The sequence below is a fragment of the Pseudoalteromonas sp. APC 3893 genome, from assembly GCF_030408095.1.
Taxonomy (GTDB): Bacteria; Pseudomonadota; Gammaproteobacteria; order Enterobacterales; family Alteromonadaceae; genus Pseudoalteromonas.
Genome location: NZ_JASDCD010000006.1, coordinates 183,044 through 207,139, shown reverse-complemented (window position 1 = coordinate 207,139; position 24,096 = coordinate 183,044). Strand labels below are relative to the sequence as shown.

The following is a 24,096-nucleotide window of genomic DNA, read 5'->3' as shown; positions in this document are numbered from 1 at the left end:
ATCTCGGGTGTAGGGAAAATCTGGCATGTTGGACAATTTAAGCTCAATAAGAATGAGTGAATTTACCAGTATTAGATCACAAATAGCATTAAATTAAAATAGATCATCAATTAAATGTGTTTGGTATGATAACGCCAATGTGATTGGTGATGATAAAACGATTCGCGATATGTCTTGGGCATTTACTGACATTACTGTAGAAAACTTAGGTATAGATTTTAACGTATATTTATCTGATAACTGGCAGGTAAACCTAGGTTATAACGAGCAAACTTTTGAACGTCAGCGTTTTGAGTCATCTCCTCGTAAACCAAGTAGCTTTATGGAAGGTGATAGTTATGAGTCACGCCCATACGACCGTTTTGATGATTGGCAATTTACCACCGCGTTTATTGATTTTATTGGTGAATTTGAAACTGCTGGCGTCCAACACCAGCTATTAATTGGTGCAAACTCACTTGATTATTACTATGGTCAGTTGCGTACAGCAAGTGATTACATTTATTACTCTGCTGGCGAGAGTGAACCGGCAAGACCTGATATTAGCTACCATAGTGATACTACAAAAAGTGAAACCGAGTATGACTATTACGGCATTTATGCGCAAGATTTAATCACTTTTTCTCCAGAGTGGCAAGTATCTGTTGGTGGCCGTTTTGATAAGCAAACACGTGAAGGGCAAAATAACGAATCATTTTTACCTAAATTCGGTGTGCTTTATCATCCAAATGTATCGGCTACTATTTATGCCAGCTACACAGAAGGTTTTGAGCCACAAAATGAAACTATCACTAACGAAGAAGATATCAACTTCGGTATGGAAATTGATGCCGTTACTTCTGAACAAAAAGAACTCGGCATAAAATGGCAACTATTTGATGACCGCTTAATGCTTAGCGGTGCCGTTTTTGATATCAGCAAGAATGGTACTCTTGTTACTGAACAACTTGATACACCTGTAGGTTCATTAACTACTGAGACTAATCAAGTGGGTGAACAACGCCATAAAGGGTTTGAAGTTGCAGCACAAGGGGCGGCAACTGATCGCTTATTTGTAATGGCCTCAACCATGTACTTAGATGCTAACTATGAAAGAGCAGACAAAGATCTACAAGGGAAGCGCCCGACTGATGCACCTAAGTGGTCAGCTTCGCTTTGGACTCGTTATGAGTTAAATGATGCAATTGCTTTTAACGCCGGCGCATTTTATGAAGGTGAGCGTTTTGCAGACAGCGACAATTTAATTACCAAAGACGCTTATACGCGTGTAGATGTGGGTGCAACTTATAAATTTGTTATGAGTAACACCGATATTAACTTACGCCTTAACGTTGAAAACTTATTTGATACCAACTACCTTGGCGGTGGTGGTACAAACAATGTAACGGTCGGCGAAGGCACTAGCTTGCGCTTAGCTGCACAGTTTAACTTCTAAGGTTAATACACCTTAAAACAAGCCCGCACTTTGCACAAAGTGTGGGCTTTTTACTTTTTATCTCATTGTATTTTTGAATTCAGCTATTTAATGATTAAATACCGCTAACGTTTCTAACAAGCCAAGGTCAATAATGAACAAACTCATCACCGGAATGCTACTTGCCAGTAGCTTTTTAGCCTCTGCCGCAGAGCCTGAATTTACCAGCAAGCAACTGCAACAAGTCGAACAATTAAGACAAAGCGCCAGCAATAGTGATTTAAGCTATCAATTATTAGAGTCACTTACTACAGAAGTAGGCCCACGCTTACCAGGCACTGAAAACGATAAAAAAGCCGTAGCTTGGGCGCAAGCTAAATTTAAAGAACTAGGCTTTGATAAGGTGTGGCTTGAAGAAGCTACGTTTCCTGAATGGCGTCGTTTTAGCGAAAATGGCAAAATCTTAACCCCTAGTGAGCAACCTCTACATTTAACTGCACTGGGCCACAGTGTCAGTACACCTAAAGAGGGCATTACCGGTGAAGTGGTATTATTTGAAACCCTTGATGAACTCATTGCAGCACCTAAAAATAGCCTAAAAGGTAAGATTGCCTACATTAATTACCGTATGAATCGTCATATTGATGGTAACGGCTACGGACCTGCCGTTCGTGCTCGCTCTACAGGCTCTGTAGAAGCCGCTAAAAAAGGCGCGATTGGTTATATGATGCGCTCTGTCAGCACGGCTCATCACCGCTTTGCACATACTGGCGGTAGCCATTACAAAGACGGTGTTACCAAAATTCCAAATGTCACTATCGCTAACCCAGATGCCGATCAAATTGCTCGCCTTATTGCACTTGATAAAAAAGTGACCGTTAATATCAATGTGCAAACAGAAGATCGTGGTCAAGGTAGGGGTTATAACGTAATTGGTCAGTTCAACGGCACACAAAACCCAGAGCAATATGTGTTGATTGGTGGCCATTTAGACTCATGGGATTTGGGCACGGGTGCGCTTGATGATGGTGCAGGAGTTGCATTAACAATGGCGGCAGCCAAACACATTAGCGAAATTAAACGCCCAAAACGCAGTGTTCGCGTGGTGTTGTTTGCCGCCGAAGAACTTGGCTTATGGGGTGCGAAAGCTTACTTTAAGCAACATGCGAAAGAGCTTAATAATATTGTTGCTGCCGCTGAGTCTGATTTTGGTGCTGATGTAGTATATGGGTTTGAGTCAAATGTATCGGCGGAGTCACTGCCTGTAGTACGTGCTATTGCAAAAGAACTCTCAGCGTTAAATGTAGAGTATATTGCAAAGAATGGTGCTCGCGGCGGCCCAGATTTAATCCCTCTTAGAAATACCGAAGGCGCAGCTATTTTTGACCTTCATCAAGACGGTACTGACTACTTTGATTACCATCACACTGCTGATGACACATTAGATAAGGTAGACCCAGAAAAGCTCAAGCAAAATACCGCGGCTTATGCTGTATTTGCATTTATGGCCGCTGATGCCAAAACCACAATTAAACCAAAGCCTGTAAAAAAATAAACTAAGTAAACATACTTTCTTACAGTTTATTGCTTTGCTTTCGCCCTTCTATGTTTTAATTTATTAAAAAAAGCTAGGAGGGCGTTTATGCTACTTTTTAATACCTGTGACTCATTATCGTCATTTAGCCAAACAACAACTTGCCCTCACTGTAAAAGCAAAAATTACCAATTAAAAAATCACAGTCGCTTCTTACGCTTTACCATTATTCCTATTATACCACTAGCGTGGCAATACCAATATCAATGTGATGATTGCCAACATACTGAGGCTGTCTCTTTGCATAAGCTGCCTCTTATTGAGTTATTATCATTAATAAAGTACTTTATTGGTTCATTGCTGTTAATTTGTATGCTGCTTTATTTTTATCAGCAATACCATGCAAAAATTAAATTGCAGCAAAGCATCATTAGCAACCCACAAGCCTATGATACATATTTAGTAAAAGCGGATAAATTTGCCCAAGAGCCACTGCGACCTGAAAACCTTAAAGTAGCGCAAGTTTTGAAATTTAATGATAAATTTATCACTTTTCAAATTAGTAATTACCGTTACAAACGCGACCGAGCTATCACTATGGCTATGCGAACCAGTTTGTTAGTACAAAGAGATTACTTTTCAGCTAATACACTCACGTTACCACGTACTGAAGTACAACGCCTGTACGACGAGGGCACAATTTATGATGTACTGCGCCCCTATGCCTACAGTTTATATGGTGGCTTCGTGATGTTTCCACCTAGACCAAAACCTTTATATGAAGGTGTTAAACTTAATCAGAATAATCAGCAAGGCATCACCTATTATAAAGATAAGCTCTATAAAGAGGCGTTCGACAGCTTTTTACTTGCCGCTAAAGAAGGCTCTCAATGGGGACAGTTAAACTTAGCGCAAATGTTCCAAGACGGCCAAGGAACAAAAATGAATACACAGCAAGCTATTTACTGGTATCAGCAAGCAGCAGCTCAAGGCAACCGAAAAGCAAAAGTTGAATTAAAAGATTTATGTAGTAGTTATGAATGCAAATAAAGCCAGCCTCATAACCCTGTGCCCTGTGCCAGTGATATTACGACACTGGCTTTTTAGCCATAACAGCTACTGCAGCATGATGAATTAACACCACAATCGCACCCGCTAGCACACCAAATACTCCATCAAATACTAAAGGGGCAATAACCTCACCTATTGAGCCTAGATTTAACAAAGCAAATTCGGTTACTGCCACTTGCCAATGATGGAACAAGCTTACGCCATGGACGAGAATGCCACCACCGACTAAAAACATGGCTACAGTACCTGCAAACGCTAAAAAGGCCATTAACCGAGGCGCACTTGCCAACAAACCTTTTCCTACAAGTTCATGAAACTTGTTACCGTTGATTTTAGATTTATTTAACAAATATAAACCCGCATCATCGAGTTTCACAATACCTGCCACTAAACCATAAACCCCGATGGTCATAATAATCGCTATAACGCTCAACACTAATGCTTGATTTAGTAAAGATGCACCAGCAACCGTGCCTAAAGTAATCACGATTATTTCTGCAGATAAAATGAAGTCAGTGCGTATAGCTCCTTTTACTTTTTGCTTTTCATACTCAACTAAATCTACGGGAGCCTGATCTTGTTGAATCACGTTTGAGCTAGGTAGCATTTTTTCTACTAACTTCTCTGCACCTTCAAAGCATAAGAATAATCCACCCAACATTAATAGAGGCGTTATTAACCATGGGAGCCAAACACTAATCAGTAAAGCTGCCGGAACCAATATCGCTTTATTTAAAAATGAGCCTTTTGCAACAGCCCACACCACAGGTAACTCACGCTCAGCACTAACACCCGTAACTTGTTGCGCATTAAGCGCTAGATCATCCCCTAACACACCGGCTGTTTTTTTGGTTGCCACTTTACTCATGGTTGCTATATCGTCTAGTAACGTTGTTATGTCGTCCAGTAACGTTAAAAGGTTAGTTCCTGCCATTTTCATTCCTCTAGCGGCAAAATAATTAAGCCTCAACATAGCCTAAACTGTTACTTTCACCAACGGTTAATTTTCGTTTGTTATCCTAACTATAAAATGAAATCAACCAAGGGCTGTTTTATGTATAAAACAATTTTCTTAACAACCAGCTTACTAGCATTAACTGCCTGCTCTGAACAAGCACAAAGCGATGTTTACTCTTGCGATAATAAACTAACAGCAACAATAACAAGTGAAGATGATGAAAATGCTAAGCTTTTATACAATCAACAACAATACCAATTAGTTAGACAACAAAGTGCCTCAGGTGTTAAATACACTAATGATGACATACTATTTTGGACTAAAGGCAATGAAGCCATGCTAATCATCGATGGCAACAAGCACCACTGTAATATGCAGTAGGCAGATAAAACAGAACCTTATATTTTATAAAAACACTGCTACACTCATTACTAAGTTGGTATTAATGAGTTTGTTATGCGAGCCGTGGCGATCAAATATAAAGTGATTTTTGCATTCTCTGCAATAGGGCTATTGATGTTGCTCAGTGGTGGCTTTTTCTATTGGTCATTAGGCAAAATAAGTACCGCTAACTCAGATATAGAAACCCTAGCAGTGCCAGTACAGCAACAAAGTAATGCCCTGCAGTTATCATTATTATCTATCACTAAATTTAACGCAGTGGCATTTAGCCAAAACACACTCGCTAAATTGCAACAAGAGCAACGCAAAGCACATGATGAGCAGCAACTATTTAATGCCAAACTCACAACCCTAAACCAAAAATTACATGATCAACCAACAATGCAAGCATTGCTTGCTAACATTGAGGGAAACTTTAATCAGCTATTAGTAGCTAGTGACACTATGTTCAGCGCTAAACAAAACGGCTTAGTTGCGACAGCTGCAGTAACAAAGCTCAGCCAAGCTTATATAAAAGATGTAACAACTCTCAGTAATAACTTACTTGATTTAGAATTACTTGAAGTTTCAAATGAACAGCAACGATTACTTGAAGCAATAGTCGGTACTGCAACACGAATCGATGACTTACTATTTACCTTGAGTAATAACGTAAAAAGTATAAAACATATAACTACCTTAAAAACTTTAGAAGAGCACCAACAAGATACTCGTTTTTTACTTGATAACGCAGATTCCAATTTTACTTATCTAAAACAACAAGCCAGTGAACTTGAAGATGTAGCCAACTTCACTTCCTTAACTTCGAAAATGAATGCATTACAGCAAAGTTTAGTCGATATTTATCAGCAGCAAATTACCATTTTAACCAGCCGTGACGATACCGAGCGCACATTCAATAATTTTCAGCAGCAATTCCAAAACACCGAAGAACTACTTATTGAGCTGAATCACCTAGCTGACAAACGGTTCGCATCTTTACAACAGGATGCACAATCAACAATTACCACAGGGTCGACACTGGTTGTTATTATCAGCGTCGTATTATTGTCTTTCGCTGCACTTATTTCTGTATTAACCACCCGTGCCATGCTTACACCTTTAAACGCAGTGAATAAAGCGCTTTCTCGCATAGCTTCGGGTGATTTATCCAAGCGTACACAGCCACGAAGCGATGATGAGTTTGGCGTATTATTAACAAATATAAATCACTTGATTGATGATTTAAGCAAATTTCTAGTCGATATAAGTGATAACGCCCACACCTTAGATCAATCCGCGATTCAAACATCTGAACAAGGGCAACGTATGACCGTGGCTGCTGCGCAGCAACTTGAGCGTATTGCTGAGGCGACTTCACTTGCGCAGAATATGCTAAACAATTCACAAACGGTTTATCAACAAGCAGATAGTACATCAAGTGAAATAGCTAATGCCTCGCAGTTTGCCAACGATGTAAATCAAATTGCAGATAGAAACAGCCAACGTATTAAAGCTCTGCTAACACGCTTAGAGCAAGCTGTACAAAGTACTGAAGAACTAGCGCAACACACTCAGCTCATTGGTGCCATTGTTGATACTATTAGCAGTATTGCAGAGCAAACTAATTTACTCGCACTCAATGCAGCAATTGAAGCTGCAAGAGCAGGTGAAAATGGCAGAGGCTTCGCCGTGGTTGCCGATGAAGTACGCTCGTTGGCAGCACGAACGCAAAGCTCCACCAACGAGATCCACACAATGATCCAAACTCTGCAACAACAAGCCCAAGCTGCGCAGCAAGAAATTAACGACGGCCAACAACAAGCCGCTGATTGCGTGGCAAATAGCAGTGAGCTAAACCAAGCAGTCGATAAAATAAAAAGCACTTTAGTCACCATAAACCAAATGAGTCAACAAATTGCCGATTCATCGCATCATCAGCTCGATAACAGTAATGAAATTAAACAAATAATGGCGACCGTAACCGAACAAGCACATAGCAATGCTGAGCATGCAGGAATGCTTGCTACGCAAAGTGAGGATGTAAATCAACTTGCACATTCACTGGCCAGTGCCGTTGAACGCTTTAAATTCTAACTATGTACTTTAGGTGACTTGCTCACTCTGAACTGGGTATAATGGGCTAAATTTAAGCTTTAAAGCGGCCCACTATGAAATACAAAGATCTTCGCGATTTTATTGAATTATTAGAGAAGCAAGGCGAGTTAAAACGTATTCATCAAGAAATTGATCCCTATTTAGAAATGACTGAAATTGCTGATCGCACCTTGCGTGCTAAAGGCCCTGCTTTACTGTTTGAAAATCCAAAAGGTCATGATATCCCAGTTTTAGCTAATTTATTTGGTACGCCTAAACGTGTAGCAATGGGCATGGGGCAAGATGATGTCAGTGAGCTTCGGGAAGTAGGCAAGTTATTAGCCTTTTTAAAAGAGCCCGAGCCACCAAAAGGCATTAAAGAAGCCCTTGGCCAAATTCCAGTATTCAAGCAAGTACTTAACATGCCTGCTAAAGAAATAAAAAAAGCGGTTTGTCAGCAAGTAATCATCGAAGGCGATGACGTTGATTTAACTAAATTACCCATTCAACATTGTTGGCCTGGTGATGCTGCCCCGCTTATCACTTGGGGCTTAACCGTCACCAAAGGGCCTTATAAAAAACGACAAAATTTAGGTATTTATCGCCAACAGTTACTGGGTAAAAACAAGATCATTATGCGTTGGTTATCACACCGCGGTGGCGCGCTGGATTTTCAAGAGTGGTGTAAAGAAAACCCTGGGCAACCTTACCCTGTGTCGGTGGCATTAGGCGCTGATCCCGCCACAATTTTAGGTGCCGTAACACCAGTACCGGATACCCTAAGCGAGTACGCTTTCGCAGGCTTATTACGAGGTAGTAAAACCGAAGTTGTAAAATCAATTTCTAATGACTTACAAGTACCTGCTAGCGCAGAAATCGTGCTTGAAGGCTATATTATGCCAGACGAAACAGCCCCCGAAGGCCCATATGGCGATCATACTGGCTATTACAACGAAGTAGATGACTTTCCAGTGATGACAGTCACCCATATGACCCACCGTAAAGACCCTATTTATCATAGTACATTTACAGGCCGCCCACCTGATGAACCAGCGATTTTAGGCGTTGCATTAAACGAAGTATTTGTGCCAATTTTACAAAAGCAATTTCCTGAAATTGTTGATTTTTACTTGCCGCCAGAAGGGTGCTCTTATCGTATGGCAGTGGTCACTATGAAAAAGCAATATCCAGGGCATGCTAAACGAGTCATGATGGGAGTTTGGTCATTTTTACGTCAGTTTATGTATACCAAGTTTGTGATTGTTTGCGATGATGACGTCAACGCTCGCGATTGGAATGATGTGATTTGGGCTATTACAACACGTATGGATCCCGCTCGCGATACTACTTTGATTGAAAACACACCAATTGACTATCTCGACTTTGCCTCACCTGTCTCTGGCCTAGGCTCAAAAATGGGTATGGATGCGACAAATAAGTGGCCAGGTGAAACCACGCGTGAATGGGGTGAACCTATTGTAATGAATCAAGAAACCAAAGATCGTGTCGATGAACTTTGGGATAGCCTAGATATTCTCTAACTCACTAGCAAGAGACTGTAAACTCACTGTGCGGATATGCTACTATTGCTCAAATAAACTGCATCTCCGCTAATTTAAGGTAAAACATGCAAACATTACATGCTGAAGTTGTTGCTATCAGCCCATTAACTGAATTTGTTCATAAAGTCGTTTTAAAACCAGTAGAAAGCGTGACATTTGAAGCAGGTCAGTACCTGCAAGTTGTTTTAGGTGAAAAAGATAAACGCGCATTTTCTATTGCTAGTCGTCCTTCACAATCTGATCAGCTTGAGTTACACATTGGTGCCTCTGCTGCTGATTCATATGCAATGCAAACATTAGAACACTTGCGTGCTGCACACCAAGATAATAGCAAAGTAACGATTGAAACAGGCCTAGGTATTTCTCAACTTCGTTTACAGTGTGAGCGACCAATTATTTTGCTAGCTGGTGGTACAGGCTTTTCTTATGTAAAATCAATGGCAGATCATTTAAGTGAGATTGGCTGCGATCGCCCAGTGTTATTTTACTGGGGTGTACGTGACGAATCGGCTTTATATGCCCACCAGGAAATGCAAGCTTGGGCCGACAGCCGTGAAAACTTTAAGTTTATTCCCGTGGTTGAAAACCCAACTGATAGCTGGACTGGCCACACCGGTTACGTACATAAAGCTGTAATGAATGACATTGTCTCGCTAGCGCCATACGATATCTATATGGCTGGACGCTTTGACATGATAGGTATCGTTCGTGATGACTTCCTAGCCCATGGCGCAATCCGCGAAAATATGTATGCCGACGCATTCGCGTTTATCAAGTAATAAGACCCGATTATTGTAAAAGCACTGCTAGGTGCTTTTACATTTTCCCCAATACTCCCTTTCTTCAGCCTAGCCATAATTCAAATAACATAATAAAAATTTAACTTTGATAGCTGAAACCTATCAACTTAATCAACATAAACAATTTCACAAAAACCTATTCCTTAACCATACTTTGTATAACTAATTCATTGGGAGAGACCCAAAATGTTAAATACAAAAGTAAAAGATTTCATGCAACACAAGTTACCGCACATTACTCCTGCAACTGAAATGACAACGGCTATTGCTGAGCTACAAAAGTTTAAACTACTAGGTGCGCCAGTATTTGATGACAACAAACGCTTAGTTGGCTTTATTTCAGAGCAAGAGCTATTAAAGCCATTAATGCAAAATAGCTACTTTTGTGACGGTGTGGTTAAAGTTGCACAACTGATGCAAACCGAGGTAGTAACGGTTAACGGCGACAGCAATATTATTGAGCTGGCTGAGCAAATGAAAACCGGTAAGCCGAAAAACTACCCGGTGGTCGACGGCGCAACTGTCATTGGTATGATTGGCCGCAGTGATATCCTAAAAGCGTTATATGATAATTACCTAAGTTGCCAACAAGAGCATTAGGCGCACACTTCTTCTGTACGCCTGGTCGCCGCTGTTATCGTGCAGCGGCAACATGCTTCAATTGCTGTTTATCGGCTTCACTAAGATAAGCAATTTCCAACGCGTTGGCTTGCGCTTTTTCCATATCTGCTTGTGTTAAACCCGCAGCAGGTGCAGCTACGTTATATTCATGTTCAATTTCAATGCCTTCAACAGCAGGGTCATCGGTATTAATACTGGCTAAAATACCATGATCTAAGAATCGTTTTAACGGATGCACGTCTAAGCTAGCGACGGTGCTGGTTTGAATATTACTGGTTAAACATGATTCAATACCAATACGTTTATCGCGTAAGTAATCCATCAATGTAGCATCTTCAATTGCTTTTACACCATGACCGATGCGATTAGCGCCTAGGTCATTAATTGCTTGCCAAATACTAGCAGCGCCCAACGCTTCGCCAGCATGAATTGTTGCCGCCAGATACGCATCACCCACTTGCTTAAAGTGATCGACAAACAACTCACCAGGGAAACCAATTTCATCCCCAGCTAAATCAACGGCTACTAAATCATTTTTAAACGCGAGTAAGGCATCAAGCTCTTGCTGACAAATTTTGCTGCCATAAGTACGCGACATAATGCCAATCAGGTTTGCTTTCACAGTACTGATTTGAGTGGCGCTTTTAATGCCATCTACCACGGCTTCAACCACACCTTGAGGATGTAAACCTTGGCTCTGCGCCATATAGTACGGGCTAAAGCGTAGCTCTACATAATCCAAACCTTGAGCCTGTGCATCTTCAATGTTCTCAATGGCTATCCGGCGACATGCATCATAATCACCTAATACTGTGACGCCCCAATCTAGCTTTTGTAAAAATGCCATGAGATTTGGTTCAGGGTCAATTACCTGAACATGAGGGGTTAATGCTTCGACGTTATCGGCGGGCAATTGGATATTAAACTGACGCCCTAATTCCAATATTGTTTGCGCTCGCACATTGCCATCAAGGTGACGATGGATATCTAGCAGCGGGAGTTTTTTATTGATCATAGTTAGCACTCAGTCTATTTAATTTTCGCGCATAATACGCACTTAAATCGGTAATTCAAGTTTAGTTGATTTTGTTTGCAATACAGAGGTCATTTGTCATGGTTAATGTAGTGCCAAATTGTTTTAAATAGTTTTTCAGCATCAATTGGTTTAGTTAAGTAACCATCCATACCAATATTAATAGCCTTTTTAATATCCTCATCATGGGCATTTGCCGATAGCGCAATAATAGGCAGCTCACTCATACATAATTCATTGCGAATTACTTTTGTCGCTTGCAAACCATCCATATTCGGCATTTGAATATCCATAAGAACTAGGTCATATTTCGTTTCTGAAACTTTTTCTATTGCCTCAAAACCATCATTAGCAATATCAGCTATGCAATCTTTTGTTTTTAAAATAGCAGAGGCAACATGTTGATTCAGAGGATTATCCTCGACTAATAACAGCTTTATTCCTGCAAATGATAAAGCCTTAACATCAACCTCATTGTGCAAAGGAGCCAAATGCTGTGCTTGTGGCAAAGGTGAATTATTAGGTAATGAAAAACTAAAAGTGGAGCCTTGACCCTGCGCACTTTGCAACGAAATACTGCCCCCCCATCAACTCCACCAACTTTTTACAGATACTCAAACCTAAACCTGTGCCACCAAACTGTCGCGATGTTGAACTATCGGCCTGTGAAAAAGGCTGAAAGAGTTGCTTTTGAGCACTAGGGCTAATCCCAATTCCGGTATCGGTAACGTTAAATATGGTACTGCTATCCTGTTGCCATACTTTTACTGTGATAGAGCCTGATGAAGTAAACTTAATCGCATTATTCAATAGATTAAGCAGTATTTGTTTTAACCGAATGGGATCCGTATTAAGTATAAGTTCAGCGCTTTTATCTATTTCAAGTTCTAAAGCCAATGATTTCACACCAACGTCAAATTGCACTAAATTCATCAACTCATCTGTCAGTTGATTTAAAGCAACCGGCTCTTGCACAAGTTCAAGTTTACCAGCTTCCATTTTGGAAAAATCTAACACATCGTTGAGCACTCTTAGTAAAACACTAAGAGCACCATCAGCTTGTTCAATATAACGTTTAGCTTGCTGCCAATCTTGTTGCTGTAATGCTAAATAATGCAGCCCTTTAATACCATTGATTGGGGTGCGAACCTCATGGCTCATATTAGCTAAAAATTGGCTTTTAATTTGGCTCGCTTCATCAGCTTTGCGCTTTTCTTCACGTAACGTACGCGTTTGCAAGGCCACTTGTTCCCTCACTTGGATATTAGTCCCCGTGACAGAAATTAAAAAAGTAATCAGCAACCAAACAAATAGCATACCTACAATTTGCGCAAGCCAGTATACAAGCCATGACTTTGGCCCCTTAGGCCCAAGTAGTTCAACCTGCCAAATACGCTTACCAATTAATAGTTGATACTCCTTAAGTAGCTCAAGCTCTTTACGAGGACTCATAAAAATAGCTTGTTTGGCTTGTTCATCAGTGACGTCATAAAAGTTTGCACTTACTTCACTATGGAGATCAAACTGTAAGCTATCTATTAGCCGAGAAAGGCTCACAACACCCACAACTAACCCTCTAAAATCACCTAAAGTATCTAAATCACCAAACACAGGAACGAAGAACAATACCGCTTTTTTATCTGGCACATTCTGCATTAGCTTAATTGGCTCACTGAGAACCAACTCATTCAGTGCTTTAGACATCAGCAGAGCTTTTCGGCGCTGCGCACTCGATGCTAAGTCAAAACCAATAATGTCCTCATTGCCAGCTAAGGGGTGTACATACCTAACGGGGAAATATTGCTCACGTTTAGCTGCTTTTTGCCAATACATTTGAGGAGACTTTTCTTTTATAAACTGAGCTTCGGCATTTTGCTGCCTCATCTGCTGTTGAAATTGCTCAACACCAGAAAATGGAACAACAGGCACCCATTCAAAAGCAATGATCTCTTTTTTATATTCAAGCTGTTGAGAAGTGAAACGTTTAAACTCGCTATAGCTAACTTCATCACCACTGGCAAAAAAGGTAGCGAGTAATGCCAAATGTCCAGAAATTTCATCTATTTTATGATTAATTTCAGATTGAATTTCGGCGACTTTCGCATTTTGCTTTTGTACGTCTTTTTCTTTTTTCACGCTTGCTGCAGCATAGAAACAAACGCTAATCACGAGATAAATAAGCAAGGAAGGAACGATAACCTGTAACCGGTGACGTATTTGCGCATAGTTAAAAGCGGCAAGTATCAGTGGTGTAAAAATTAACACCCCTATGCTATCTCCAATCCACCAAGCAATGAAGTTATCAAGAGCCAACTGAGTGGGGAGCACCTCATTGATCACAAGTAAACCAGTGCCTATACTTGCCGCGATAGTACAGCATACTGGCCCTGCCACAATTAAACTTTGTACACTGTGCTTTAACGATGATAAGTCTAAAGGGGCTTTGATCACTTTTGTGATAAGTAAACAACCTACCCAAGCTTGCAAGGTCGCAGCTAAAGATACACATAACGCTTGGAGGAATACTTGCCAATAAAGAACATCAGCAACGCCATTGAGGTGAATTAAATTGGTTAACAGTGCACCAAGCAGAACACCAAATGTAGCACGGCGGCCAACAAGCAAAAAGCTCGCAAGCGCAATACCAGAGGGAGGCCAAGAGGCAACGGCATAGCCATCAATAGCTAATAAGAGATTGCTAAAGTAACCTGTGCATAAGTAAGCAAACGCAAGACTGAAGCTTAATGTAAAAGTATTCTTCAATATCTTGGCGCTCCTATGCCTAATTAAGTAGTTATATGATTACAAATAAAGGTCGAGCGCTTTTTGTGGTTGTGCACTTTTACTATAACTAAGTTGCGCTTGCGCTAAATACTCGCGTTTATTACTTGGCGTCAATGCTTTATCAAACACTCGCGCAGCAAGGTCATACTCACCATGTGCATTTGCCAGACACGCCAATGCCAATAATAAGTCTTGGTTGTCCGGTTGCTTTTTCAGGGCATCTTGTAAGTTGGCTTGCAGTTTTAATGCATCACCCGGGGCAGATACTTTAAGTATTTGCGCAAGTTGATGCTGATCATCAGGCTTTTTCAGCATTTTTAGTAAAATCAGCTCTATTTCGCTTAAGCGCCCGCTTTTTGCCATAGCAGCTAAATATGCCGAGTCTGCTTTTGCTTTTAAGTGCTTACTTAACGATTGGTACTTTTCAGTGAGTTCAGTCTGAGCATTAAAATAAGCTGCGAATAATACATTCCATTGGCTATCAGTCAGTGCTTTTTTGCTTAATAAACGCGGCATAAACTGCTCAAGTGCAGACCATTTTTTCTGCTGTACCAGCACTTCAGCATATAACTTAAGCTCCAGCGCGCTGGCTTTTTTAGCCTCCGCTAATGCTTTTAATTCACCCGTAACAGTACTGCTATCACCACTGGCAAGCCAGAGCTTAGCAGCTTTGAGTTGATTATCAGGGCTGATATTATCTAGTTGCTCTATTGCTTTGCTAGAATCATTATTATGTAAAGCGGCTTTAGCGAGCATAGCATGGCGTAGATCTTGCCATGAATCCGTCACACGGTTGTTTGCTAATGCCAGCTCTAGCTGGTCGTAATCACCATTAACTAAACTCCAAATCCCTTGCTCAATCGCTGCTTGCTTACGCTCTTCGCTGCGGGCAAAAAAACGATGGCGAGTATTGCTGTATAAAGACCAAACATAACGAATAAGTTTATAAGTTAAATATAAACCCAGTGCGACAACTAAAAAGGTCGCACAAAAGGCAACTATTGAGCCTTCAATTGTCGTTTGATTAAACGAAATTAATACATAGCCCACTTCACCTATTAACATAGGTGATAAAGCAAGTAACACTGCAATGGCTAAAATTAGCAATATCAGGCGGATCATTGTGCCCACTCCTTGACCTGCTCGGTGCTTTGCAGTTTCACCTCAGGACTAAAGTGCATTTGCTCTTTGCTTAATTCATTCAACGCTTTGAGAGTACTCTGAGTAAGTGGCTCATCCTGTTTAAAATACTCTTTCACAATGATGTGTGCCTGACTAACAGCAGTAAAATAAATACTCGCCTGTTTGGTTAACAATGCATCTTGCGCTTGCGATAAGTACAAACTCAAACGCTGCTGAATTAAATGACGCTCTTGTTCTGTTAATAAAGGCTCAATAGACATATCTTCGCGTTGGCGAATTTTTATGAAATTGTCGGTAAATTGATGCCATGAATTAAGCAAGTTTTGCTGCCAATCACTCACGTTTTCACTCAATGCATGTTGCTCGTCTTGCGCCACTTCTTGTGGTAAAGCCACAGCGTTGAATTCAAGTTTTTCAATTTGCTCAACTATACCATGCAGCTTTAAATAAATAGCTTCAACTGGCACACTTTGCACACTACTAAGTGCTTGTAAGTCTTGATGGATTGCTTGGCGAATAGCGCCTGTTCCAGGATGCTCTGCAAGTAGTGAATCTAAGCGTGATAATACCGCACTTGCACCTTGGTAATCTTTTTCAGCCCAGAGTTTAAATTCAGCCATGCGCTGTAAGCTTGTAACCTCTTGTGGGTTTAAGCTATAGGCTTGTTGCTCTGCGCGTTGCAATGCACTGTCTAGTTGCTGCTGTGTTTTTTCACTGTTTTCGACCAGCGCCGCTGCTACTTTTTTCTCACTATTAAACAATGCCTGCTGTAGTGTTTGCTGCGCTTTTTTAACTGCATTTAATTCTTTATTTAACTGCTGGTTATCAGTCGTCAATTGATTCACTAACTGGGTGGCTTGCTGCTCAGAATTGAGCTTCTGATAGAACTGATAACCCGCTCCCGATGCCACAATGAGAGAAATAAGTAGCGCAAGGCTGCCTGTTTTGCTTATGCTTTGTTTGTTATTTGGCTGCATTGTTGATTCTTTTGTTGCAGCAGACGCAGACGACGCCTTTGTTGTTGGCTTCGCCGCTGCTGGTTTTACCTCTGCAGAGGTAGTTGGCTTTACATTTTCACTCATAGTATTACCTTGGCTGATGCAGGAATACATAGCGCTATCGCTCGCGCCTGCAGCAATGTGTATCTTTGCCGAGTCTAACTGTTGCTTAAGGTATTCACCAATTCGATTGCTCGCAACATAGAACTGACAGTGTCTTAACCATTGTAGTTGTTTTGACGAAAGTTGACGGAAAATAGCATCAACAGCCGCATTACTTGTTATGACTATACCTTCAACATCAATGCTTTGCCAGTGGTCTATCCAGTCTGTGGCATTTCCTTTAACAGGACCGCGTTGATAAACAACTAAACTATTTAAAAATGCCTCACGCTGCTTTAATGCTTGCGCTATAGTCGGCCGGCCACCTTTACCTTTGACCAAAACAATATTTTGCCCTGCCACTTGCTGCAACGACGTTAGTGCTAGCAAGCCTTCTGAATCATGTTGTTTTGGCACAGCTGCTCGTACGCCAAAAGCTTGCCAAACAGCTTCTGCTGTTTGTTCGCCTACCGCGTAAAACTGTGCTTTAGTGTTGATATCAGGCTTAAGTGCTAATAATGCAGTAACAGCATCTTGTGAAATAAAAATAATTTTATCGGCATTTAATAAGGGGGTTAATTGGGCACTATTGGGTTCAAGGGCGTTTATTTCTAGCACTGGAAATAAAGTCGCCTGATAACCCTCTTGCTCAAGTTGCTGCGCAAGACTGGCACCTTTTCCTTGTGGGCGAGTTATCAGGATATGTGGCATTTATGCGTCTCTGTATACGTCAGCTAAAATTTTATCTGCGCCCATTTCAAGTAGTTGCTCAGCTAATTGAGTGCCAAGCGTTTGTGCATCAACTGCTTTACCGCTGATTTCTGCACGCAATATTTCACTTCCATCAACGGCGCCTACTAAACCACGTAAATGAACTTGATCGCCATCAACTAATGCATAAGCACCAATTGGCACTTGGCAACCGCCTTCTAAACGACGATTCATAGCACGCTCTGCATTAACGCGAATACGTGTTTCGCTGTGCTCTAATGGCGCAAGCAATGCTTTTGTTACTTCATCATCAATACGACATTCAATACCCACAGCACCTTGACCATTTGCCGGGAGAGACACCTCTGGCTCAATAAATGCTTTAATACGGTCATGCATTTCAAGGCGAATTAAGCCTGCAGCAGCTAAAATAATTGCATCATATTGACCGTCATCTAATTTAGCTAAGCGAGTATTTACATTGCCACGTAGATCACGAATGACTAAATCTGGGCGCAGCGCACGTATCTGGCACTGACGGCGTAAACTAGAGGTACCAACAATCGCACCTTGTGGCAACTGCTCAATATTCGCATGATTATTTGACACAAAGGCATCACGCGGATCTTCACGTTGGCAAATAGTGTGCAACGCTAACCCTTCTGGAAATTCAACCGGTACATCTTTCATTGAATGTACGGCAATATCCGCACGGCCATCAAGCATTGCTTGTTCAAGCTCTTTAACAAAAAGGCCTTTACCGCCTATTTTGGCCAGTGGAGTATCTAAAATGATATCACCTTGGGTTGACATAGGAACGAGCTCAACTTGGATATCACTATGAAAATGCTCAAGTTGCGCTTTAACAAACTCCGCTTGCCAAAGTGCTAAAGCACTCTTACGTGTGGCGATGCGAACGATATTTTTGTTTTCTGTTGCTTGTGTAGTCATGAAAAGGTCCAATGTTCTTTGCTAATCAAAAAATCGTTTAATCAGCTAAAATGCGAAATTCTTTTTGAGCAAGTAAATGGTCTTGTTCGTCAACCACGTCAACACGCCATTGTCCGGTTTGCTCAGGTAAAATATGTTTATTTGAATAAGTACGATAACGCGGCGAGGTAACATTAAGCTCAATACTTGCCATTACTTGGTTTTCATAACGCCAAATATGCCTAATTTGTTGACCTTGTAAGTTTTTCAACTCACTAAAAAAAGCCAAACTCTCGGTAAATTCAGAGAAGCGAATATCCGCTTTAAATACATTTACAGGTTCACGCTCAACCACATCTCGAGTCAAAACTGCGCGGCTTACTTTGTCAGTATCTATTTTAGCACCTAAAGCAACGCTGGCAATATGAGCTGTTGCGGCAAAGTTATCTTGGCTTGCATTTGCTTGCGCAACCTCAAGATTTTGCTCAATGGGTTCGGGTTCTTCAATGACAGCTTCATCTTGTGAAGAGTTGGCTTGCAGTGAAATTTCAGGCACAGCTTCAACCGTAGTATCGTTATCAATTACAGTTACTGGGGCTTGAGGCGAATCTAGAGGCTCTGAGGCCTGTGCATCATGCTGAGCAATGAGTGACTCATTATCCTCTTCCTCAATTACTTCAAATGCTGAAATAAACTGGGCTGGTTCATCAGTGGCCGAATCGTTTTGTTCAGCATTAACAGAACCCATAAGACTATATGCAAAAACGATCAACGCCAGACCAACTAGTAACGCAACAGTTACAATTCGTCGCCAATGCCATTGATAAGTTACCTCGGGCACCGCAGTGCCTGCGCTTCTATTCATATTTGCAGTGATCACGATCTTTTGACTCATAATAGCCTCAATGCTTTAAAATAATTAATTTAAGCGAGCAATTAACCATTGGCGAATCGCCATAAGTTCTTCCCCACAGACCTGATGAGCCATAGGGTAATCTTGCCAACTTACATCCATGTTATGCGCTGATAAAACATCAAACGCACTTCGGCCCGCACTATGTGGCACTACATCATCTTGGCGACCATGAGCCATAAATACAGATAAACCCGTTTGCAGTGCTTCTTCGGTCAGCTTCTCTGGTACACACATATAAGTAGAAAGAGCCATTACACCAGCAAGCTTTTGCGGCAATCGCGGTGCTAAGTGTAGTGAAATTACACCACCTTGTGAAAAGCCTGCCAAAATAATTTTATCAGCAGCAATGCCATTATTAAGCTCTTGCTTAATAAGTTGCTCTACTTTAGCAGCAGATTCACGTACACCGGCCTCATCAGCACGCTTGTCTAAATCCATTGATTTAATATCGTACCAAGAGCGCATTGCCATGCCACCATTAATTGTAACAGGCTGTACAGGGGCATGCGGAAAAACGAACCTGATACCAAGTTTTTCAGGTAGTGCAAGCTGTGACGCAACAGGCAAAAAGCCCTCTCCTGAATCACCTAAACCATGCAGCCAAATCACCGTGGCTTTATGTTCACCTTTTGCTGGGTATTCTACAAACTCTAAACTCATAGTTCTGATTGCCACTCAACTGTTTGACCTGCTTGGCGCGTTGCTGCGTCATTCATAAACTGCCAAAACTCTGCACCGGAGCGGTTATCAATCCACTTATCACCTTGTAATTCAAAGTGATGACCATTAAATTTAGTTGCTACCCAAACTTGATGTAAAGGTGCCTGCTTGTTGATCACTATCTTAGAGCGATCAGCAAAAATAATTTCTAAAATACCTTCTGCTGATTCGTAATCTAGATCCGCTTCGCAATCATCAACCTGCTCTTCGATTGTGAACATAAGTGCTTCGGCTAATTGGTGATATTCATGGTCTGTCATTGTTATTTCCTTAACGGCATTAGGTACAATTTACATGCAGATAGTGTAACAGGAATAAAATCATCCGCGAATAGCTGCATTTTTTAGATATTCTGTTAATCTGCGATTATAAAGCCAGCAACGCGATTAATCTAATGAAAGAGATGCATCTTAAACAATTAAAACAACTTTCCCCAATTGCTGTACTACTTACCACACTCGCTGGTTGTGGGCAAAGCGGCCCATTGTATTTACCCGATGAAAAAGTAGAACCAAATCAACAACAAAAGCAAGCTTCAACTGAAGCAGTTAAACCATCATCAACAACCGAATCGAAACAGGACCAATAGATGGATTTTTTTGACTATAAAAATAACCAGCTGCATGCTGAAGACATCGCTGTCAATGAATTGGCAACACAATACGGTACACCATGTTACGTGTATTCACGTAAAACATTTGAACGCCATTATCTTGCCTTTGCTGAAGCTGCTAAAAATCATAAAAACTTAGTGTGTTATGCCGTTAAAGCAAATTCTAATATAGCCGTATTAAATGTATTAGCGCGTTTAGGCTCAGGCTTTGACATTGTATCTAAAGGTGAACTAGCTCGTGTAATTGAAGCCGGTGGCGATGCCAAAAAAGTGGTTTTTTCTGGGGTAGCAAAAACCGCAGATGAAATAGCTTACGCACTTAAGCTTGGCATAAAGTGCTTCAACGTTGAGTCTGTATCTGAGCTTGACCGTATTTCACAGGTTGCGACAGAACTTGATCTAATTGCACCTATTTCAATTCGTGTAAACCCAGATATCGACGCTAAAACGCACCCTTATATTTCAACAGGGTTAAAAGAAAATAAATTTGGCATAGATATTCTTACCGCTGTGAGTGTGTATCAATATGCAGCCTCGTTACCTAACCTAAAAATTACCGGCGTGGATTGCCACATAGGCTCACAACTTACCGAGATTAAACCATTCTTAGAAGCTTTAAATAAAGTATTAGCACTGATTGATGAATTAAAAGCAAACAGTATTGTACTGAGCCATATTGATATTGGCGGCGGCTTAGGCGTACCATACAATGGAGAAACACCTCCACACCCAAGTGAATATGTAGCGCATATCACTGAACGTTTAGCAAACTACCAAGATTTAGAGCTTATATTTGAACCAGGCCGCGCTATTGCTGCAAACGCCGGTATTTTGGTCACCAAAGTTGAGTTTATAAAGCAAAACCAAGATAAATATTTTGCCATTGTGGATGCTGGCATGAACGATATGCTGCGCCCATCACTTTACCAAGCATGGCAAAATATTGTGCCTGTTTGCCCACACAGTGATAATACGCCAACTAATAATTTCGACATTGTTGGACCAGTGTGTGAAACCGGTGATTTTTTAGGCAAAGATCGTATGCTAGCCTTAAAGCAAGGCGACTTACTAGCACAACTTAGTGCTGGTGCTTATGGCTTTACTATGAGTTCAAATTACAATTCACGCCCCCGCGTTGCTGAGATAATGGTAGATGGCGAACAAAGCCATTTGATCCGCGCCCGTGAAACCGTCGAAAGCTTATGGCAAGGCGAGAAAATTTTACCATAAACTTTTTGTAACCCGGCTGCTCTGTGGCATGATTAGCGCAGAGCAAATCCGAATTAGAGCGCTATGTTAGTTAATTTTTCTAAAATGCACGGCCTAGGCAACGATTTTGTTGTAATTGATAACATTACACAAAACGTTTTCTTATCACGAGATCAAATCAAAAAATTGGCAGATCGCCATTTTGGCATTGGCTTTGACCAACTGTTAATGGTCGAAGCGCCTTATTCTCCTGACCTCGATTTTCATTATCGTATTTTTAATGCTGACGGCAACGAAGTGGAACAATGCGGTAACGGAGCTCGCTGTTTTGCGCGCTTTGTACGCATGAAAGGCTTAACCAATAAACACAAGGTAACGGTTTCTACCAAATCAGGTAATCTTACTCTTTATATTGAAAAAGATGGGCAAGTCACGGTTAATATGGGCCACCCAAATTTTGAGCCAAATAAAATACCACTCAAAGCCAGCAAACGAGAGCTTACCTATATTATTCGTGCTGAAGAACACACTGTATTTAGTGGTGCCGTTTCTATGGGTAACCCTCACTGTGTGTTAGAGGTCGATGACATAGAAACCGCTGATGTAAATACATTAGGACCATTACTTGAAAATCATGAACGTTTTCCGCAGCGTGTAAACGTGGGCTTTATGCAGGTGATTTCGCAAGAACATATTAAACTAAGAGTATGGGAGCGCGGTGTCAGCGAAACCCTCGCCTGTGGTACTGGTGCTTGTGCAGCCATGGTTATTGGCCAGGTTCAAAGCAAGTTAGCCACAACGGTACAGGTTGATTTACCTGGTGGTAGTTTACAAGTTCGTTGGCAAGGTGAAGGTCACCCAGTAAGAATGACAGGCCCTGCAGAGCACGTATTTGATGGACAAGTTGCCCTATGAGTAAAATAACCAAACAACAAGTTAGCGACTTTCTAACTGAAAATCCGGATTTTTTACTGCAAAATCCTGATCTTTTAGCACAGCTTGAATTACAGCAACATGCTCAAGGCGCAACGTCTTTAGTGCATATTCAACAACGCCAGTTGCGTGAACACAATACCAAGCTAAAAGCGCAAATTGAGCAACTGATTGAGCAAGCAACTGAAAACGAGTCTATCTATCGCTTATTTAGCCAATGCCACCGTCAACTTTGGACTAATTACGATTTTAAAACCTTAGCTACTAACTTACGAAATATTATTTGCACCAACCCTGCAATCAGTGAGTGTCATTTAGTACGCTATGAAGCTAAATATGATGCACTAATCGAACATCGCCTAAAAGACACTGGCACTTACCTTGGTCGAGTTAGCCAACAGGAGCGAGATTTATTATTTGCTGAGCAAACTCAATCAACTGCTTTGTACCTAATTGGCAACAACCAACATCCAGTTGCAATTTTAGCTTTCGGCAGCCTTGATGCGAATCATTTTGAACCCGCTAAAGACAGCTTTTTTGTACTTGAGTTTGTACGCTCTTTACAGCTTAGACTACTGGAATTAAAACTGGAACTAGCATGAGCGAGGAGCAACCTCCTGGTTTAGAGCAACTAACAGCGCAATTGAGCGAACAATGGCTCACTCCAATCCAGCTGTTTAGTGATTACTTACGGTTTGAAAAGCAATACTCTGCGCACACTATTACCCAATATACTAGCCAGCTACAATTTGCCGCACACTATTTTAGCAAGCTATGTGATAACTGGCAGGACGTAAAAGGTGAACATATTCGCCGCTACAGCATGGCACTGCGCAGCAAACAACTCAGCGGTAGAACAATTAGCCTAAAACTCAGCTGCATACGTAGCTTGTATAAATTCCTTAAGTCTAAAAACATTACCCAGCAAAGCCATTATCACAACCCAGCAGAAGCGATAAAAGGCCCAAAATTCGCGAAACCCTTACCAAAAAGTCTCGATGTTGATCAAATGGCCCGGTTATTAGAAATTAATGACGATGACCCCCTCGCTATCCGCGATAAAGCAATGATGGAATTAATGTATTCATCAGGGTTACGCATTAGCGAGTTAGTTGGCGCTAACATGCATGATATTAACCGCAGCGAAGGTGAAATACTGGTGCGCGGTAAAGGCAATAAAGAACGCTTATTACCTGTGGGCGGCAAAGCCCTTGATGCATTAAATTACTGGTTAAAGTTACGCCCGCAATTTGCAGGCCCTGATGAGCCAGCCGTGTTCGTCAGCAGTAAAAAATGCCGAATATCAGTGCGCCAAGTACGATTACGGATGCAACAATGGGGTATTAAGCAAGGTATTAGCAGCCAAGTGCACCCGCATAAACTGCGTCACTCATTCGCCTCACATATTCTTGAATCTTCAGGCGACTTAAGAGCCGTACAAGAACTTTTAGGGCATAGCAGTTTGTCTGCGACACAAGTGTATACCCATTTAGATTTTCAACATTTAGCTAAGGTGTACGATAACACTCACCCCCGCGCTAAAAAACGCCAGAATACCGATTAAAA

The 24,096-nt window shown here is 41.3% G+C and carries 20 protein-coding genes and 2 pseudogenes; 13 read left to right on the top strand and 9 right to left on the bottom strand.

Annotated elements, in window-relative coordinates; translation table 11 throughout:
* Positions 1-127: 127 nt before the first annotated feature.
* The 3 genes and pseudogenes from QMA12_RS10440 to QMA12_RS10430 form a co-directional block, all read left to right on the top strand.
* Positions 128-1,435: pseudogene (locus QMA12_RS10440) on the top strand (TonB-dependent receptor); the annotation flags it as partial.
* Between the two features lie 133 nt (positions 1,436-1,568).
* Positions 1,569-2,969, top strand: coding sequence for a M20/M25/M40 family metallo-hydrolase (locus QMA12_RS10435; protein WP_290210039.1), 1,401 nt, complete (start codon positions 1,569-1,571; stop codon positions 2,967-2,969).
* A gap of 87 nt (positions 2,970-3,056) precedes the next feature.
* Positions 3,057-3,998, top strand: a complete 942-nt coding sequence (locus tag QMA12_RS10430) for a tetratricopeptide repeat protein (RefSeq protein WP_290210038.1) — start codon at positions 3,057-3,059, stop codon at positions 3,996-3,998.
* 37 nt (positions 3,999-4,035) lie between these two features.
* Here the strand turns inward: QMA12_RS10430 and QMA12_RS10425 are convergent, their stop codons facing one another.
* Positions 4,036-4,953: a DUF808 domain-containing protein gene (locus tag QMA12_RS10425; RefSeq protein WP_290210037.1), complete on the bottom strand. Its 918-nt coding sequence runs from the start codon at positions 4,951-4,953 to the stop codon at positions 4,036-4,038.
* A 120-nt stretch (positions 4,954-5,073) separates the two neighbouring features.
* On the opposite strand from QMA12_RS10425, the gene QMA12_RS10420 reads away from it, so the two are divergent.
* The 5 genes from QMA12_RS10420 (at position 5,074) to QMA12_RS10400 (ending at position 10,417) form a co-directional block, all read left to right on the top strand.
* Positions 5,074-5,358: an MliC family protein gene (locus tag QMA12_RS10420; RefSeq protein WP_176372488.1), complete on the top strand. Its 285-nt coding sequence runs from the start codon at positions 5,074-5,076 to the stop codon at positions 5,356-5,358.
* A gap of 75 nt (positions 5,359-5,433) precedes the next feature.
* On the top strand, positions 5,434-7,455 hold the full coding sequence (locus tag QMA12_RS10415; protein ID WP_290210036.1) for a methyl-accepting chemotaxis protein: 2,022 nt from the start codon (positions 5,434-5,436) through the stop codon (positions 7,453-7,455).
* Positions 7,456-7,529: 74 nt separating this feature from the next.
* The gene (gene ubiD, locus QMA12_RS10410; protein ID WP_290210035.1) at positions 7,530-8,996 is read left to right on the top strand and encodes a 4-hydroxy-3-polyprenylbenzoate decarboxylase; all 1,467 of its coding nucleotides are present in this window, start codon (positions 7,530-7,532) and stop codon (positions 8,994-8,996) included.
* Between the two features lie 86 nt (positions 8,997-9,082).
* Positions 9,083-9,796: an NAD(P)H-flavin reductase gene (gene fre, locus QMA12_RS10405; protein WP_087531208.1), complete on the top strand. Its 714-nt coding sequence runs from the start codon at positions 9,083-9,085 to the stop codon at positions 9,794-9,796.
* 207 nt (positions 9,797-10,003) lie between these two features.
* On the top strand, positions 10,004-10,417 hold the full coding sequence (locus QMA12_RS10400; RefSeq protein WP_290210034.1) for a CBS domain-containing protein: 414 nt from the start codon (positions 10,004-10,006) through the stop codon (positions 10,415-10,417).
* 34 nt (positions 10,418-10,451) lie between these two features.
* Here the strand turns inward: QMA12_RS10400 and add are convergent, their stop codons facing one another.
* From add to cyaY, 8 genes and pseudogenes are all read right to left on the bottom strand, one after another.
* The gene (gene add, locus QMA12_RS10395; RefSeq protein ID WP_290210033.1) at positions 10,452-11,453 is read right to left on the bottom strand and encodes an adenosine deaminase; all 1,002 of its coding nucleotides are present in this window, start codon (positions 11,451-11,453) and stop codon (positions 10,452-10,454) included.
* Between the two features lie 89 nt (positions 11,454-11,542).
* Positions 11,543-14,234 (bottom strand): annotated as a pseudogene (locus tag QMA12_RS10390) (CHASE domain-containing protein).
* Positions 14,235-14,273: 39 nt separating this feature from the next.
* On the bottom strand, positions 14,274-15,377 hold the full coding sequence (locus tag QMA12_RS10385) for a heme biosynthesis HemY N-terminal domain-containing protein (protein WP_087531212.1): 1,104 nt from the start codon (positions 15,375-15,377) through the stop codon (positions 14,274-14,276).
* On the bottom strand, positions 15,374-17,209 hold the full coding sequence (locus QMA12_RS10380) for a uroporphyrinogen-III C-methyltransferase (RefSeq protein ID WP_290210032.1): 1,836 nt from the start codon (positions 17,207-17,209) through the stop codon (positions 15,374-15,376). The genes QMA12_RS10385 and QMA12_RS10380 overlap by 4 nt, the downstream gene beginning before the upstream one ends.
* On the bottom strand, positions 17,210-18,160 hold the full coding sequence (gene hemC / locus QMA12_RS10375; RefSeq protein ID WP_290210031.1) for a hydroxymethylbilane synthase: 951 nt from the start codon (positions 18,158-18,160) through the stop codon (positions 17,210-17,212). It lies immediately after the preceding gene.
* A gap of 37 nt (positions 18,161-18,197) precedes the next feature.
* A complete protein-coding gene (locus tag QMA12_RS10370; protein WP_290210030.1) occupies positions 18,198-19,034 on the bottom strand; it encodes a DUF2914 domain-containing protein in 837 nt (278 codons plus the stop codon).
* 24 nt (positions 19,035-19,058) lie between these two features.
* The gene (locus QMA12_RS10365) at positions 19,059-19,715 is read right to left on the bottom strand and encodes a dienelactone hydrolase family protein (RefSeq protein ID WP_290210029.1); all 657 of its coding nucleotides are present in this window, start codon (positions 19,713-19,715) and stop codon (positions 19,059-19,061) included.
* The gene (gene cyaY / locus QMA12_RS10360) at positions 19,712-20,035 is read right to left on the bottom strand and encodes an iron donor protein CyaY (RefSeq protein ID WP_087531217.1); all 324 of its coding nucleotides are present in this window, start codon (positions 20,033-20,035) and stop codon (positions 19,712-19,714) included. Before cyaY ends, QMA12_RS10365 begins: the two co-directional genes overlap by 4 nt.
* A 134-nt stretch (positions 20,036-20,169) precedes the next feature.
* Here cyaY and QMA12_RS10355 point away from each other — a divergent pair, with 134 nt between their 5' ends.
* The 5 genes from QMA12_RS10355 (at position 20,170) to QMA12_RS10335 (ending at position 24,094) form a co-directional block, all read left to right on the top strand.
* A complete protein-coding gene (locus tag QMA12_RS10355) occupies positions 20,170-20,364 on the top strand; it encodes a lipoprotein (RefSeq protein ID WP_290210028.1) in 195 nt (64 codons plus the stop codon).
* Positions 20,365-21,618 (top strand): diaminopimelate decarboxylase, encoded by a 1,254-nt coding sequence (lysA, locus tag QMA12_RS10350; RefSeq protein ID WP_290210027.1) that lies wholly within the window; start codon positions 20,365-20,367, stop codon positions 21,616-21,618.
* A gap of 63 nt (positions 21,619-21,681) precedes the next feature.
* Positions 21,682-22,512 carry a diaminopimelate epimerase gene (gene dapF / locus QMA12_RS10345; RefSeq protein WP_087531220.1) on the top strand — a complete coding sequence of 277 codons (831 nt, stop codon included), beginning with the start codon at positions 21,682-21,684 and terminating at the stop codon, positions 22,510-22,512.
* Positions 22,509-23,132 (top strand): DUF484 family protein, encoded by a 624-nt coding sequence (locus tag QMA12_RS10340; protein ID WP_290210026.1) that lies wholly within the window; start codon positions 22,509-22,511, stop codon positions 23,130-23,132. The genes dapF and QMA12_RS10340 overlap by 4 nt, the downstream gene beginning before the upstream one ends.
* Positions 23,129-24,094, top strand: coding sequence for a tyrosine recombinase XerC (locus tag QMA12_RS10335; RefSeq protein WP_290210025.1), 966 nt, complete (start codon positions 23,129-23,131; stop codon positions 24,092-24,094). Before QMA12_RS10340 ends, QMA12_RS10335 begins: the two co-directional genes overlap by 4 nt.
* The last annotated feature ends 2 nt before the right edge of the window (positions 24,095-24,096 follow it).

What these genes read in the sequence shown, in the direction of transcription:
- QMA12_RS10435 (WP_290210039.1), top strand. Translation starts at nt 1,569, where the DNA reads ATGAACAAACTCATCACCGGAATGCTACTTGCCAGTAGCTTTTTAGCC.
- QMA12_RS10430 (WP_290210038.1), top strand. Translation starts at nt 3,057, where the DNA reads ATGCTACTTTTTAATACCTGTGACTCATTATCGTCATTTAGCCAAACA.
- QMA12_RS10425 (WP_290210037.1), bottom strand. Translation starts at nt 4,953, where the DNA reads ATGGCAGGAACTAACCTTTTAACGTTACTGGACGACATAACAACGTTA.
- QMA12_RS10420 (WP_176372488.1), top strand. Translation starts at nt 5,074, where the DNA reads ATGTATAAAACAATTTTCTTAACAACCAGCTTACTAGCATTAACTGCC.
- QMA12_RS10415 (WP_290210036.1), top strand. Translation starts at nt 5,434, where the DNA reads ATGCGAGCCGTGGCGATCAAATATAAAGTGATTTTTGCATTCTCTGCA.
- ubiD (WP_290210035.1), top strand. Translation starts at nt 7,530, where the DNA reads ATGAAATACAAAGATCTTCGCGATTTTATTGAATTATTAGAGAAGCAA.
- fre (WP_087531208.1), top strand. Translation starts at nt 9,083, where the DNA reads ATGCAAACATTACATGCTGAAGTTGTTGCTATCAGCCCATTAACTGAA.
- QMA12_RS10400 (WP_290210034.1), top strand. Translation starts at nt 10,004, where the DNA reads ATGTTAAATACAAAAGTAAAAGATTTCATGCAACACAAGTTACCGCAC.
- add (WP_290210033.1), bottom strand. Translation starts at nt 11,453, where the DNA reads ATGATCAATAAAAAACTCCCGCTGCTAGATATCCATCGTCACCTTGAT.
- QMA12_RS10385 (WP_087531212.1), bottom strand. Translation starts at nt 15,377, where the DNA reads ATGATCCGCCTGATATTGCTAATTTTAGCCATTGCAGTGTTACTTGCT.
- QMA12_RS10380 (WP_290210032.1), bottom strand. Translation starts at nt 17,209, where the DNA reads ATGCCACATATCCTGATAACTCGCCCACAAGGAAAAGGTGCCAGTCTT.
- hemC (WP_290210031.1), bottom strand. Translation starts at nt 18,160, where the DNA reads ATGACTACACAAGCAACAGAAAACAAAAATATCGTTCGCATCGCCACA.
- QMA12_RS10370 (WP_290210030.1), bottom strand. Translation starts at nt 19,034, where the DNA reads ATGAGTCAAAAGATCGTGATCACTGCAAATATGAATAGAAGCGCAGGC.
- QMA12_RS10365 (WP_290210029.1), bottom strand. Translation starts at nt 19,715, where the DNA reads ATGAGTTTAGAGTTTGTAGAATACCCAGCAAAAGGTGAACATAAAGCC.
- cyaY (WP_087531217.1), bottom strand. Translation starts at nt 20,035, where the DNA reads ATGACAGACCATGAATATCACCAATTAGCCGAAGCACTTATGTTCACA.
- QMA12_RS10355 (WP_290210028.1), top strand. Translation starts at nt 20,170, where the DNA reads ATGAAAGAGATGCATCTTAAACAATTAAAACAACTTTCCCCAATTGCT.
- lysA (WP_290210027.1), top strand. Translation starts at nt 20,365, where the DNA reads ATGGATTTTTTTGACTATAAAAATAACCAGCTGCATGCTGAAGACATC.
- dapF (WP_087531220.1), top strand. Translation starts at nt 21,682, where the DNA reads ATGTTAGTTAATTTTTCTAAAATGCACGGCCTAGGCAACGATTTTGTT.
- QMA12_RS10340 (WP_290210026.1), top strand. Translation starts at nt 22,509, where the DNA reads ATGAGTAAAATAACCAAACAACAAGTTAGCGACTTTCTAACTGAAAAT.
- QMA12_RS10335 (WP_290210025.1), top strand. Translation starts at nt 23,129, where the DNA reads ATGAGCGAGGAGCAACCTCCTGGTTTAGAGCAACTAACAGCGCAATTG.